The organism is Thioalkalivibrio sp. ALE10, from assembly GCF_000381385.1.
Taxonomy (GTDB): Bacteria; Pseudomonadota; Gammaproteobacteria; order Ectothiorhodospirales; family Ectothiorhodospiraceae; genus Thioalkalivibrio.
This window is the reverse complement of record NZ_KB906450.1, coordinates 172,455-186,809: the sequence shown is the minus strand read 5'-3', so window position 1 is coordinate 186,809 and position 14,355 is coordinate 172,455. Positions and strand designations below refer to the sequence as shown.

At 64.6% G+C, this 14,355-nt stretch carries 12 protein-coding genes; 9 read left to right on the top strand and 3 right to left on the bottom strand.

The genetic code is table 11. From position 1 onward, the window contains the following. Positions 1-63: 63 nt before the first annotated feature. The 9 genes from F788_RS0100925 (at position 64) to F788_RS0100885 (ending at position 11,674) form a co-directional block, all read left to right on the top strand. A complete protein-coding gene (locus tag F788_RS0100925; protein WP_026332668.1) occupies positions 64-2,847 on the top strand; it encodes a DEAD/DEAH box helicase family protein in 2,784 nt (927 codons plus the stop codon). A 104-nt stretch (positions 2,848-2,951) separates the two neighbouring features. Beyond that, positions 2,952-4,412 (top strand): restriction endonuclease subunit S, encoded by a 1,461-nt coding sequence (locus tag F788_RS14025; protein ID WP_232196737.1) that lies wholly within the window; start codon positions 2,952-2,954, stop codon positions 4,410-4,412. A 184-nt stretch (positions 4,413-4,596) separates the two neighbouring features. After that, positions 4,597-5,763: an AAA family ATPase gene (locus F788_RS0100915; RefSeq protein ID WP_019588969.1), complete on the top strand. Its 1,167-nt coding sequence runs from the start codon at positions 4,597-4,599 to the stop codon at positions 5,761-5,763. Continuing rightward, complete coding sequence (locus F788_RS0100910) at positions 5,764-6,204, top strand: hypothetical protein (RefSeq protein WP_019588968.1); 441 nt, start codon at positions 5,764-5,766, stop codon at positions 6,202-6,204. It begins immediately after the preceding gene. A 64-nt stretch (positions 6,205-6,268) separates the two neighbouring features. Continuing rightward, positions 6,269-7,009, top strand: a complete 741-nt coding sequence (locus tag F788_RS0100905; protein ID WP_019588967.1) for a hypothetical protein — start codon at positions 6,269-6,271, stop codon at positions 7,007-7,009. Further along, positions 7,006-8,487, top strand: a complete 1,482-nt coding sequence (locus F788_RS0100900; RefSeq protein ID WP_019588966.1) for a class I SAM-dependent DNA methyltransferase — start codon at positions 7,006-7,008, stop codon at positions 8,485-8,487. Before F788_RS0100905 ends, F788_RS0100900 begins: the two co-directional genes overlap by 4 nt. 205 nt (positions 8,488-8,692) lie before the next feature. Then, complete coding sequence (locus F788_RS0100895; RefSeq protein WP_019588965.1) at positions 8,693-9,832, top strand: ImmA/IrrE family metallo-endopeptidase; 1,140 nt, start codon at positions 8,693-8,695, stop codon at positions 9,830-9,832. Further along, positions 9,829-10,362 carry a DUF4411 family protein gene (locus F788_RS0100890; protein WP_019588964.1) on the top strand — a complete coding sequence of 178 codons (534 nt, stop codon included), beginning with the start codon at positions 9,829-9,831 and terminating at the stop codon, positions 10,360-10,362. Before F788_RS0100895 ends, F788_RS0100890 begins: the two co-directional genes overlap by 4 nt. Before the next feature lie 178 nt (positions 10,363-10,540). Then, positions 10,541-11,674 (top strand): acyl-CoA desaturase, encoded by a 1,134-nt coding sequence (locus F788_RS0100885; protein ID WP_019588963.1) that lies wholly within the window; start codon positions 10,541-10,543, stop codon positions 11,672-11,674. A gap of 36 nt (positions 11,675-11,710) precedes the next feature. Here F788_RS0100885 and F788_RS0100880 read toward each other — a convergent pair whose 3' ends face one another. Genes F788_RS0100880 through F788_RS0100870 form a run of 3 tightly spaced genes read right to left on the bottom strand, consistent with a single transcriptional unit; the run spans position 11,711 to position 14,312 of the window. Further along, complete coding sequence (locus F788_RS0100880; RefSeq protein WP_019588962.1) at positions 11,711-12,340, bottom strand: phosphoribosyltransferase; 630 nt, start codon at positions 12,338-12,340, stop codon at positions 11,711-11,713. Further along, a complete protein-coding gene (locus F788_RS0100875; RefSeq protein WP_019588961.1) occupies positions 12,333-12,911 on the bottom strand; it encodes a nicotinamidase in 579 nt (192 codons plus the stop codon). Before F788_RS0100875 ends, F788_RS0100880 begins: the two co-directional genes overlap by 8 nt. Positions 12,912-12,935: 24 nt before the next feature. Further along, on the bottom strand, positions 12,936-14,312 hold the full coding sequence (locus tag F788_RS0100870) for a nicotinate phosphoribosyltransferase (protein ID WP_019588960.1): 1,377 nt from the start codon (positions 14,310-14,312) through the stop codon (positions 12,936-12,938). Positions 14,313-14,355 lie beyond the last annotated feature (43 nt).

Here is a 14,355-nt window from a genome sequence, read left to right as displayed (position 1 = left end):
CGCGGCGTCCGGATGCGCCGTCCAGAAAGCCGTGCCCCGAAGACGCAATCATCAGGATGACCCATGCCCGACAATCAAACCCCGGAACAAGTCGCACGCGGGCGAATTGATCAGCAGCTTCGGGCGTCAGGCTGGGAGGTGCAGAGCCTGGCGGAACTGCACCCGTCGGCCGCACGCGGTGTAGCGGTGCGCGAGTACCCGACGGATACGGGACCCATGGACTACCTCCTGATGGTGGACGGCGAACCGGCGGGCCTGATCGAGGCCAAGCGGGAAGAGGAAGGCCACCGCATCAGCAAGGTGGAGGAGCAGTCGGCCCGCTATGCCAGAGCAAAGCTGAAGCACGTGGGCAAGGCCGAGCTGCGCTTCATCTACGAGGCCACCGGTACGCTCACACGCTTTACGGATCGCGCTGATCCGGTACCCCGCGCGCGGGACGTATTCGAGTTCCATCGCCCGGAGACCCTGGCCGAATGGCGGTCGCAATCGGCCTCGTTCCGCGCGCGCCTGCAGAACCTGCCCACGCTGGGCCCCGACGGCCTGCGCGACTGCCAGTTCCACGCCATCAACAATCTGGAGGCCTCGTTCCGTGAGAACCGCCCCCGGGCGCTGATCCAGATGGCCACCGGCGCCGGCAAGACCTTCACCGCCATCACCAGCATCTACCGCCTGCTCAAGCACGCCGGGGCCAAGCGCATCCTCTTCCTGGTCGATACCCGCAACCTCGGCGTGCAGGCGGAAAACGAGTTCCACCAGTACCTGCCGCAGGACGACAACCGCAAGTTCACCGAGCTCTACACCGTCCAGCGCCTGCGTTCGCCCCACGTGCCCACCGACGGCCAAGTGTGTATCAGCACCATCCAGCGGCTCTACTCCATCCTCAAGGGCGAGCCGCTGGACGAGCAGGCCGAGGACGAGCCGGGCGGCGCCGGCGCCCTGGGCAAGGAGCCGCTGCCGGTGGTCTACAACCCGAAGGTGCCGCCGGAGTTCTTCGATGTCATCGTCATCGACGAGTGCCACCGCTCCATCTACAACCTCTGGCGGCAGGTGATCGAGTACTTCGACAGCTTCCTGGTCGGGCTGACCGCGACGCCGGACAACCGCACCTACGCCTTCTTCAACCAGAATGTGGTCAGTGAGTACCCGCTGGAGCAGTCGGTGGTCGACGGCGTCAACGTCGACCACTTCGTCTGGCGCATCGACACCCGCCTGACCCGGGAGGGCGGGAAGATCGAGGCCGAGGAGACCGTCGAGCACCGTGACCGCCTGACCCGCGAGCAGCGCTGGCAGCAGCTCGACGAGGACCTGGAATACGCCGGCAGCCAGCTGGATCGCAGCGTGGTCAACCCGAGCCAGATCCACACCGTCATCCGCGCCTTCCGCGACGCCCTGCCGCGCATGTTCCCCGACCGCCACCTGCCGGAAGGCGAGGGCGGGTTCGAGGTGCCGAAGACACTGATCTTCGCCAAGACCGACAGCCACGCCGACGACATCATCAACATCGTCCGCGAGGAGTTCGCCGCCGGCAACGACTTCTGCCGCAAGATCACCTACCGCATCGACGGCGATCCCCAGGGCCTGCTCAACAGCTTCCGCAACGACTACAACCCGCGCATCGCCGTCACTGTCGACATGATCGCCACCGGCACCGACGTGAAGCCCATCGAGTGCCTGCTGTTCATGCGCGACGTGAAGAGCCGCAACTACTACATGCAGATGGTCGGGCGCGGCACCCGCAGCCTGGACGCCGACGGCCTGCGCCAGGTCAACCGCACCGCCCGCGGCCCCAAGGCGCACTTCGTGCTGGTCGACGCCGTGGGTGTCAGCGAATCGAAGAAGATGGAGACCGGCAGCCTGGAGCGCCAGCCGAGCGTGCCGATGAAGGAGCTGATGCAGTCCGTGACCATGGGCGTGCGCGACCCGGACAGCCTGAGCAGCCTGGCTGGCCGGCTGGCCCGCTTCAGCAAGCGGCTCAACGACGAGCAGCAGCGGGAGGTACGCCAGCTCACCGGCGGCCCCGACCTCAACACCATCGCCTCGGAACTGCTGGCCACCGACGATCCCGACGCCCTGCGCCGCGCCGCCCGCGAGACCCACCAACTGCCCGAAAGCGCCGAGCCGAGCCCGGAGCAGCTCGAAGCGGTCCGCGAGGAGCGGGCGAAGGCCGCCACCGCCGCCATCACCGGCCCGCTGACCACCTTCCTCGAGGACGTGCGCCAGCGCCAGGAACAGGTGGTGGACGACGTGAACCCGGACGAGCTGGAGGTCAGCGGCTGGGAGACCGACGCCGAGACCCAGCGCGAGCAGCTGCGCCAGGAATTCAGCGAATGGCTGGAGAACCACCGGGACGACATCGACGCCCTGACCATCTACTATCAGCAGCCGTACCGGCGGCGCGAGATCACCGCCCGGGCCATCCGCGACCTGCTCGAAGCGCTCAAGCGCGAGAAGCCGCAACTGGCTCCGGCCCGCGTCTGGGACGCCTACGCCCGGCTGGACGAGGTGCAGGCGCGCCGACCGGAGAGCGAGCTGGCCCAGATCATCGCCCTGGTGCGCCGGGTCAGCGGCTGGGACGACCAGCTCACCCCCTACGCCGACACCGTGCGCGCCAACTTCAAGCGCTGGGTCTTCGGCCGCCACTCCGGCAACCAGCCCAAGTTCAACGAGGAACAGATGGCCTGGCTCGAAAAGATCCGCGACCATATCGTCGCCAGCTTCCACATCACCGTGGAGGACCTGGACTACGCCCCGTTTGACGCCGAGGGCGGGCGCGGGCGCATGTGGCAGCTGTTCGGGGAGGATATGGAGCGGGTGTTGGATCAGATGAATGATGAGTTGGCGGCGTGATGGTGGCTTCCAATAGTGGGCGAACAGCTGGCTCGGATTTGCTTGGCCAAAGGTATTTGGCACCCGAGTCGTGGGAAGTCGCGTCGTTGGGAGATGTGGCTTTGGTGCTGGATGCCTATCGGGAACCCGTCAACAACAAGGAACGTCAGGAACGGATGTCTGGAAAAGAGGAATCGGAATTATTTCCCTATTACGGGGCTACGGGGCAAGTCGGCTACATCGACGATTTCAAACTGGATGGGAAGTACGTTCTCCTGGGAGAAGATGGCGCTCCGTTCCTGGAACCCGGAAAGTCGAAGGCATACCTCGTAGAGGGAAAAATATGGGTGAACAATCATGCCCATGTCCTCAAGCCGAAAATCTTTCCAGAATTCTTTTGCTACTATCTGAACTCTGTGGATTATTCCACGGTTGTAACCGGTACGACCAGGTTGAAGCTGAATCAGCGCGCCATGCGGCGAATCGCGATCGCTGTTCCACCGCTCAACGAACAACGCCGCATCGTCGCCAAGATCGAAGAGCTCTTCTCCGAACTGGACAAGGGCGTGGAAAGCCTGAAAACCGCCCGCGCCCAGCTCAAGACCTACCGCCAGTCCCTGCTCAAGGCCGCCTTCGAAGGTCGGCTCACCGAACAATGGCGCCGCGACAACGCCGATAAACTTGAAACTGCCGACCAGCTCCTTGAGCGCATTCAGGAGGAGCGAGAAGCGCGCTACCAGCAGAAGTTGGAAGAGTGGAAGGCCGCTGTAAAAGAATGGGAAACGGGCGGGAAGTTAGGGACAAAGCCTCGCAAACCATACAGACCGAAGCTGGATGTGGGTGATGCAGCGAATCGCTCAGGAAGCCTGCCGGGTGGTTGGGCCAATGCCAGGATAATAGACATCGCCTTTGTCGGGACCGGAGTGACACCTCTGAAAAAGCGACAAGGCTATTACGAGGGTGGGAAGATACCATGGGTGACAAGTGGAGCTGTAAATGACCTCTATGTCCAAGAACCTTCTGGCTGGGTGACCGAGACCGCACTCGAAGAGACAAACCTGCGGTTGTACCCGAGAGGAACATTGCTTGTTGCAATGTATGGTGAGGGTAAGACGCGTGGAAAGGCGTCCGAGTTGGCAATTGAAGCCACTACCAACCAAGCTCTAGCAGCTGTCGTAACCGAGGGGCTGGCCGCGAGTGTTAAACCTTACTTGAAATGGTTTCTGGTTTATAACTACGAGAGCATAAGGCAGTCATCGTCTGGCGGTGTCCAACCAAATTTGAACCTGGGTATAGTCGAAAAGACAGAGTTCCCGCTTTGCTCGCTGGATGAGCAAGAGCAGATCGTGAACCAAATTGAATCAGGGGTTTCCAGGTTGTCGCAGCTGGAAGAAGAGCTCGAGGCTTCTTTTCGGAGAGCAGAACTGCTCCGCCAATCCATCCTCAAACGCGCCTTCGAAGGCAAACTCGTCCCCCAGGACCCCGACGACGAGCCCGCCAGTGTCCTGCTGGAGCGCATCCGCCAGGAACAGGCGGACGCCGTAGGGACCAAGCGGGGCAAGCGCAACGCCGGGGCCACGTCATGAACTTCCTCAGCGCAAAGGTTCGGCACACCACTGCTCACGCATGTCGGGTTTTGAGCAGCTCTCGCCCGACCTGCTCAAAAATCGCGTTTTCTGAGCAGGTCGGCGGAGGCCCCGGCGTGAGCCGGGTTATCGCAGGACCATTGTCCGTGGGTCCGGCAGACTTCAGAGGGAAGGAGAGCAAGACATGACACGCCTGACCGTGGACCACTTCGCCCAGCTCGAACACGCCGATGTCACCTTCGGCGATCTGACGCTGCTGGTTGGCCCCCAGGCCAGCGGCAAGAGCGTCTTCCTGCAGCTGTTCAAGCTGTTGCAGGACCAGAAAGCGATTACGCGGACCCTGAAGCGCTACGGCTACACCTACGATACCGAGCAGGCATCCAGGGCGGGGGATCCGCTGCTGACGCTGATCTTCGGCGAGGGCATGGGCCACATCTGGGGCGACGATACCCGCATCGCCCTGGACGGCCAGCCGTCGACGCTGGCGCAACTCAAGGAGAGCAACGGTCAGGAGAAGGAGTCGGTCTTCTTCATCCCGGCCCAGCGGGTGCTGACCCTGGAGCAGGGCCGCCCCCGCAGCTACGAGAGCTTCGAGGCGCTGGACCCCTTCGTGGTCAAGAGTTTCAGCGAGAACCTGCGCAAGCTGATGGAGCAGGGGCTCGGGGGCGCGGACAACCAGCTCTTCCCCATTGAGGGGCGTTTCAAGGAGGTGCTGCGCGACCGGATCGATGAAAGCATCTTTCACGGGGCGCGGGTCGCCGAGCAGGTCCACGATCTGAAAAAGCGGATCGTCATCAATGTCGGCGAGGACACCCTGCCGTACATGGCGTGGTCGGCCGGCCAGCGGGAGTTCATGCCGCTGCTGTTCGGCCTCTACTGGTTGATGCCCTCGGGGGGCGCGTCGCGGCGCAAGGGGGTGAACTGGGTGGTCATCGAGGAGCCCGAGATGGGGCTGCACCCGCAGGCGATCCAGTCGGTGCTGCTCATCTGCCTGGAGTTGATGCACCGGGGCTACAAGGTGATCATCTCGACCCATTCCCCGCTGTTGCTGGAGGCGGCCTGGGCGATCCGCACGTTGAAGGAAAATCACGCGAACGCGGAGCAGCTCTTTTCCCTTTTCGATATCCCCAGCTCACCGGGGATGCGTGATGTCTTCGAGAGTGTGCTGAGGAACAAGGCCATCCAGAGCCACTACTTCCAGCCCGCGAGCTCCGGAAAGGTCCGTACGCGGGATATCTCCAGCCTCGATCCGCTGGCCGGTGAGGCGGCAATCGCGGACTGGGGTGGGCTGACACAGTTCAGCAGTCGGGCTTCCGAGGTGGTGAGCGAGGTCTTCAAAGGGAGCGAGTAGATGAGTCTCAGGGATGAGTTTCCGAGTGATGTAGCCAACGATCTGGGTGAGGGGGTCTACCGAATCGGCCTTCAGGCCCTGGAAAAAGCGGGCCGAGACCGAGTTGGGTTGAGTCGGTCCAGAGACTGCCACGGCAGCGCCAACATCGATGCCGCCCTTGTGGCGAGCCGGCCCAACGACCCCCGGTGGGATTATGTGGTCGCCTACGACGAGACGTTGCACTTCATCGAGGTTCACCCGGCGCACACTTCGGCGGTCGAGGAGATGCGGCGGAAGCTGGAGTGGCTGAAGGGTTGGCTTGATGGGAAGGCGCTGGAACGTCCGGGTTCGAGCGAATTTCACTGGGTCGCCTCCGGGAAGATCGCCATCCTCCCGAACAGCAGGCAAATGCGCCAGGCCGCGCGGATGAGGCTGAAGCCGAAGAAGTACTTGCAGCTTTGATGTCCCGTGGCGACGGGAGCAGTTTTGGAGATAAGCATGAGCGAACAGAAGCGGAGGCCTTGGCATGAGCCAGGTTACGGCACGAGCCATCCTTGAACAGCCTCGGCAGCTTGATGAGTCGGACCGCTACAACGACCAGTTCTCGGCCACCTACCTCTTCCACCACTTCCTGAGCGAGGAGGATGTTGCCTGGCTCGGGCAGTTCAGCCATCTCGGGCTGGGCGAGGACGAGCAGCGAGCGCTGATCTTCGTTCGCGAGACCGGACGCATCACCAACTCCGATTATCGCGACTTGAACCGGGCCGACACCCTGACTGCCAGCCAGCGCCTGACCCACCTGCGGGATCTGGGTCTTATCGATCAGGTTCCCCGTGGGGCGGCGACTTACTATGTTCCCAGTGACGACTTGGGTAGCCCGTCAAACGGTGACGAGGGTGACCTGTTCTCCAGCTTGTCTACGGAGTCCGGGGCCTTATCACAGGAGTCCGAGGGCTTATCTACGGAGTCCGAAAGCTTATCTAGGGAGTCCCTCCTGGGCGAGCTCCCCGACTCGCTACGCCAGACAGTTCAGACCCTGGGCCGGAGGAGCCGCGATCCGGCCCGACTCGAATCAGCCATCCTCGTTCTTTGTGCTCTGCGGCCCTATTCCCTGCAGGAGCTGGCCATCATTACGGGGCGGAATCCGAACTATCTAAGAACCCACTATGTCGCGCGGCTCCTGGAGAAGAGACAGTTGCACAGAAAATACCCGGACGAGCCGAACCGTCCGGATCAAGCCTATATCGCCACCGAGGAGCAGGAATGAACGCCGAAAACCTCGTCTCCAGGGTCTGGAACTTCTGCCACATGCTCCGCGACGACGGCGTGAGCTACGGCGATTACCTGGAGCAGCTCACCTACCTCATCTTCCTGAAGATGGCTGACGAGTACAGCCAGCCACCGTGGAACCGGGATGTGGGCATCCCCGAGGGATATGACTGGCAGAGCCTCAGGACGCGCACGGGTGCGGACCTGGAAGGCCACTACATCGAGCTGCTGCGCGAGTTGGGCCTGGGGCGCGGCATGCTGGGCCAGATTTTCACCAAAGCGCAGAACAAGATTCAGGACCCGGCAAAGCTGGCACGCCTGATCAAGCTGATCGACGACGAGAGCTGGGTGATGCTCGACGCCGAGGTGAAGGGCGATCTGTACGAGGGCCTGCTGGAGCGCAACGCTCAGGACACCAAGTCGGGCGCCGGCCAGTACTTCACCCCGCGCCCGCTGATCCGGGCCATGGTGGAGTGCGTGCAGCCGCAGCCGGGCAGGACCATCTGCGACCCGTCCTGCGGCACCGGCGGCTTCTTCCTCGCAGCCTACGACTACATCAGGGAACACCACCTGACGGAGATGACCGCCGAGCAGAAGCGGGCGCTCAAGCACTCGACCTTTCACGGCAACGAGATCGTCCCCAGCGCGCGCCGCATGTGCCTGATGAACCTGTTCCTGCACAACATCGGGGATCTCGGTGACGAGCCGACCGTCTCGCCCACCGACGCCCTGCTGGAGGAGCAGCCCCGGCGGCACGACTACGTGCTGGCCAATCCGCCGTTCGGCAAGAAGAGCACGCTGACCATCACCAACGAGGGGAGCGAGCAGGAGCGCGAGGAGTTCGAGTACAACCGCCAGGACTTCTGGGCGACCACCTCAAACAAGCAACTCAACTTCGTCCAGCACATCCGCACGCTGCTCAAGGAGAACGGTCAGGCCGCCGTGGTGGTGCCGGACAACGTGCTGTTCGAGGGCGGCGCCGGCGAGACGGTGCGCCGCAAGTTGCTGGAGACCACCGAGCTGCACACCATCCTGCGCCTGCCGACGGGCATCTTCTACGCCCACGGGGTCAAGGCCAACGTGCTGTTCTTCGATGGCCGCCCCGGTCGCCCGGAGCCGTGGACCGAGGACGTCTGGTTCTACGACTACCGCACCAACATCCACCACACCCTGAAGAAGAAGCCGCTGCGCGACGAGCACCTGCGCGAATTCGTGGAATGCTACAAGCCCGGCGAGCGCCACCGGCGCCGGGAGACCTGGAGCGAGGACAACCCGACGGGCCGCTGGCGCCGCTTCAGCCGCGAGGAGATCCTCAAGCGCGACAAGACCAGCCTCGACATCTTCTGGCTGCGCGACGAGTCCCTGGGTGATCTCGACAACCTGCCGGAGCCCGACGAGATCGCCGAGGAGATCATCGAGAATCTGGAGTCCGGGCTGGAGAGTTTCCGCAGCGTCCTGTCCGAACTGCGGTCGTAGAGGTTAGAGAAGGTATGTCCGGGTGCCGCGAGATCGTAGGCTCGCCGGGGGCAGGCTGGCCGCAGCCCCTTCCCGTCTGAAGGTGGCCCATTGTTGCTGGCACGGGGCCCGCGGGCCACAATCGAAAAAGTCCGGCGGCGTGCCGGGTTCGCGTGAGGGCCCCGCACCGGGGCTGGAAAGCCAGGCCGTGAGCACAGTTACCTGAATGGCGCAGGCACACATTAATACGGAGATGCTGGTCTGGGCGCGCGAACGTGCGGGCCTGGAGGTCTCTGTGCTGGCGAAAAAGCTGGCGGTTCGCGAGGAAAGAATCCGTGACTGGGAATCCGGCGAGAACCTGCCAACGTTCCGTCAGGCCCGACAGATTGCACACCATACCCATGTACCGTTCGGCTACCTTTTTCTCCGCGAGGCTCCGGCCGATGAGCTGCCGTTGCCGGACCTGCGGACCGTTGGCGACAAAAGTCACGGCGGGCCGAGTCTGGCGCTGAAGGACACCGTAAGGGAGGTGTTGCGGCGGCAGCTGTGGTACCGGGAGTACCAGCAGGAACGCGACGCGGACCCGGTGCCGGTGGTGGGCGCGGCGTCGATTCCGATGGACGTGGACGCAGTCGTCGCCGAAATGCGCGCTCACCTGGGCGTGGGGCCGCACCCGGAACGGGGAAGCGCGGACGATTACCTCCGGGAACTAGTCAACAAGGTGGAGGGCCTGGGTGTCCTGGTGATGCGGAACAGCCTCGTTGGCTCGGATACCCATCGCCCCCTGCGGGTGGAGGAGTTTCGCGGTTTCGCCATCGCGGACTCGTGGGCCCCGGTGATCTTCATCAATACGGCCGATGTGCCGGGTGCACGTCTGTTCACGCTGATTCACGAATTGACCCACATCTGGATCGGAAAGTCGGCAATCTCGGATGCTGATCCAAAGAGCCCGCACTCGGTGGAGCGCTTCTGCAACCGGGTCGCTGCGGAGTTTCTGGTACCGGCGGAGGAATTCGAACCGCTGTGGGACCAGGACACGGCCTGGGAGGAGAACCTCCCGGCGCTGGAAGCGCACTTCCATGTGAGCCAGTGGGTGATCGCACGGCGGGCGAACGAGCTGGGACTGATCGCCGATGACGAATACGCCCTCTATCTGCGGCGCCGTCTGGAGGAATTCCGGCGCGCAAAGGACGGCGGTGCGGTACCGTTCCCCCGGGTCCAGAAGGTGCGTGTCAGCAAGCGATTTGCCGAGGCGGTGGCAAGCGAAGCGCTGAGCGGCCGCCTGCTGCTGAGAGATGCCCATCGTCTGATCGGGATCAAACCGGCCAAAATCGCCGAGTTCGCCCGAAAGGAGCTGGCATCGTGAGTTTTCGCTACTTGCTGGACGCCAACGCCTACATTCAGGCGAAGAATTTCCACTACCGGATGGAAATCGTCCCCGGGTTCTGGGACTGGCTGGACCTCCAGATGGGACAGAACGAGGTTGGTACCATCGACATGGTCTTCGACGAACTGACCGACGGAACAGACCACTTGGCGGACTGGGCTGCCGACCGCAAGAAACGTGTCGTGACGGTGGACGACGAACGCACGCAGGAATTTTTCGCCGACGTCGCCAATCACGTCATGAGTCACCCTGTGTACGAAGAGCCGCATACCTCCTTATTCCTCGCCGGGGCAGACCCCTGGCTGATCGCCAGTGCCGCAGCCACCGGGGCCAGCGTGATCACCCACGAAGCCCGCGTCCCTGCCAGCAGTAAGCGGGTAAAGATCCCTAACGTATGCGAAGAGTTCGCTGTGCCTTATTTCAGCACGTTCGACCTGATGGGCAAACTATCCGCCAGACTGGTCCTTGACCCCGAGGCGCCCGGACAAATCGAGGGCAAGTCGGGCTGATTGCCTTCACTCCCGAAAAGACGCCACCGGGGGGGATCCAGAACCGGCCTCCCGACCCTCTGCGACAGGAGCCGGCGTTTTTTCCGGCGGCCGGGCATTTTTCGGCCGCAATCTGGTCCGAACGGACGTGAAGGGGCGAACAGTGGCGCTTGCCCCGATCGTCAGCAGGTATCTTTCGATGTCCGAACCGACCCCGCCGATTGCCCGGACCACGGCGATCTTCTTTCTGTTGAGCAATCTGGCCGCCCTCACGCTGGTCCCGTGGTGGGGCCTGACGCAGGGCTTCAGTGGCGCGGCCTGGGCCTTTTTCGGAATCTTCATGGTGCTCGGCGGCCTGGGGATTACCGTGGGCTATCACCGGCTGTGGGCGCATCGCAGCTTCAAGGCGCGCGGCCCGCTGCGCGTGATTCTGGCGCTTTGCGGGGCGCTGGCACTGCAGAACAGCATCTACAACTGGAGCGCGCGGCACCGCGTGCATCATGGCTACGTGGATGACGTGGACCGTGACCCGCACTCCATCCGGCGCGGTTTCTGGCACGCCCACATGGGCTGGATGCTGCGCCACTGGCCGACCAGCGAGGCCGATTATTCGCGCGCGAAGGACCTGACGAAGGACCCGGTGGTGATGTGGCAGCACCGCCATTACTGGACCCTGGTTTGGGGGCTGAACCTGGGGCTGCCCTTGCTGCTGGGGCTGGTGTTCGGGGACGTGATCGGCATGCTGCTGCTGGCGGGCGTTCTGCGGCTGGTGCTCGGGCACCACTTCACGTTCTTCATCAACTCCCTGGCGCACTGGTGGGGCCGGCGCCCCTACAGCGACGAGAACACCGCCGTGGACAACGGCCTGGTCGCCCTGCTGACCTGGGGCGAGGGGTATCACAACTTCCACCATGCCTTTCAGGCGGACTATCGCAACGGGGTGCGCTGGTGGCAGTACGACCCGTCGAAGTGGCTGATCAACCTGCTGGCCTGGACGGGGCTGGTGCATGACCGGCGCTGGACGCCGCGCTTCAAGATCCTGCGCGCGCGGCTGCACACCGAATTCCGCCGCCTGCTGAACTCCGATGCGGCCGGGCCGGTGCACGACACCTGGCGCGAGACCGTGGAACGCGAATACCAGCACTTCCGCGATACGGTGAACCAGTGGCAGCAGGTGCAGGCGGACAACATGCGGGCCGGACGCGAGGCCCTGAACGACCGCTGGCTGCGCACGGAACTGCGTACTCGATTCAAGGAACTGGAGTATCGCCTCAAGATGCAGCGTCGCCGCCTGCGCGCGCTGTCGGCCTCTCGCGGCGTGGCCCCGGCCTGACCGCGGACACCACGGCGCTCGCGGGACAATCCGCCTTCAGGAGGACACCGGAAGCTCGTTGAAGCGAATGACCCGGTCCAGCTCGGTGGCGTCCAGGGCCAGCCCGTAGTCCTGGCGCAGACGCGCATCCAGCTCCGCGGCCGTTGCCGGGGCCGGCTCCATCTGGCGCGCGAACTGGCCGGCGTCCTCGATCACCGCCCACGAGTAGAGGATCCAGCGCCACCGCTCCACCCGCTGGCCGACAAAATCGGCCGCGCAGCCGGTAGTGTCCTTTTCGTGCAGCACGGCGATGCGCACCGCCTCCGGCGCACCCTCGGCGACGTGCGCACGCGCGGCCTCCAGGGTATCGCCGCTGTCGTTCACGTCGTCCACCAGCAGGACCCGGTGGCCGGCGATGTCGCCCGACAGCGGCGCGGTCACGGCGGCCTGCTGCTGCTCGCGGGCGCCTGCGGTGTAGTGCTCCACCTTCACGCTGAACAGCCTGTGCACGTGCAGGAAATCGCACAGAAAGCGCGCCGGCAGGAAGCCGCCGCGGGCGATGGCAACGACGGTATCCGGCCGGAACCCGCTCGTGCGGATCTCCCGGGCGAGTTCGTCCGCAAGACGCACCGAGGCCTCCAGCGGGATCAGCTCGACCGGCATCTGCCGCGGTTCGGTCTCACTCATGGTCCGGGATCTCCACGCCGGCTTCGGCCATGCGTTGCAGGGCCTCGCGGCCGCCTTCGGCCGTCACCGGGCGGGTCGCATCGGGGATCAGTTGCACGGCGAAGCCCTCCTTGCGGGCATCCAGCGCAGTGGCGGCCACACACACGTCCTGGGCCAGACCGCCGACCCAGATGCGACCCACTCCCCGGTTGCGCAGCGCGACCGCGAGGCCGGTCTGGTCAAAGGCGGAGTACTGGTCCTGGTCGAAACGCACGCCCTTGGTCACCCGTATGGCATCCGGAGGCAGGGCCAGAGCGGGGTGGAACCGGGCTCCGGGGGAATCCTGCAGGCAGTGCGGCGGCCACGGGCCGCCCTGCGCCTCGAAACTCGGATGTTCTCGCGGATGCCAGTCGCGCGAAGCGTAGACCGGAAGGCCGAGTTCGCCGGCCGCTTTCAGCCAGCGGTTGAGCACCGGGACCACGGCGTCACCATCGTCGATGGCGAGCGCCCCGCCGGGACAGAAGTCGTTCTGCACGTCCACGACCAGGAGGGCATCGCCGGGCTGCAGCAGGGTTCCGGGATCAAGGTTCATGGCGAACTCCGAACGTTCATGGCTTCACTCCGCGCGGCGCGCCCGGATGGCACGCGTCACCGCGGCCTGATGCGACTGCAGTGCGTCACTCACGGCGACCGGGTAAGGCCCGGCCGCCGGTTCGATCCCCCGGATTTCCGGGGGCAGGGACTGCAGCTGCTGGCGCGCGTGTTCCCGCAGGGCAGCGAGATCCCGTACATGCCCGGACAGACGCCGGCCCTCGCGCATCACCGGCTGCAGCAGCGGTTCGCCGGGGAGCGACTCGTCCTCGCGGGCGATGGTGTCGCCGCTGAAATGCGCCCCGTCCCGGCGACGGAAGATCTGCTTGCCGCCCGGCAGAATGGGCTTGCCGCTGGAGAGCTTGAGCCGCCCCTCGCCGGCGTATTCCGCCAGCTTGTAGGCGATGTCGAGATCCGGCACGTCGGTGGAGATGCCCATGCTGGTGCCGACGCCGAACGCATCGATGGGGGCACCCGCGGCCAGCAACCCGGCGACCACGTGTTCATCCAGCCCGCCGCTGGCGAAGATCCCGACCCGTTCCAGGCCCGCCGCGTCCAGCATCGCACGCGCATCGCGTGCCAGCTGGCCCAGATCACCCGAGTCCAGACGGATGGCCCGGACCCGAAAGCGGTCGCCGAGCCGGCGAGCCAGATCGATCACCTGGCGCACCCCCGCGACGGTGTCGTAGGTGTCCACCAGCAGCACGGTCTCCGGATACAGTCCTGCGAAGGCGGCGAAGGCGGCGGCCTCGTCGTCATGCGCCTGGATGTAGCTGTGGGCCATGGTGCCGCTGACCGGGATCCCGTAGCGTTTGCCGGCGAGGACGTTGGAGGTGCTGGCCACCCCGGCGATGTGGAAGGCACGTGCCCCCTTCACCGCGGCATCCAGCCCGTGCATGCGGCGCGCGCCGAAATCCACCACGTCGCGGCCCTGCGCCGCGGTCACCAGGCGCACGGCCTTGGTCGCCTGTACCGTCTGCAGGTGGATCTGATTCATGATCAGGGTTTCCACCAGCTGGGCCTCGGGCAATGGCGCGCGGACCTCGAGGATCGGCTCGTTGGCAAAGACCGGCGTCCCTTCCTGCACGGCGCGGACCTCGCCGGTAAAGCGGAAGGACTCCAGCCACTGCAGAAAGCAATCGGAAAACCGGTCGAGACCGGCGAGGTAGTCGAGGTCCGCCCGGGAGAAGCGCAGCCCCTCCAGCTGTTCCAGGACCGTATCCAGGCCGCAGGCGAGGAGGTAGTTGCGCCGTTCGGGCACCCGGCGCACGAACAGCGTGAACACGGCGGAATCGTGCAGGCCTTCCTCGAAATAGGCCTGCAGCATGCTGAGCTCGTAGAGATCGGTGAACAGTGCCAGTCGATCCTCGACGTCGGGGGCTGCCTGCTCGTCCGGAGCCATCACGTCACCTCGCTACGCGGATGCGGGTCTTTCGAGCGTAGGC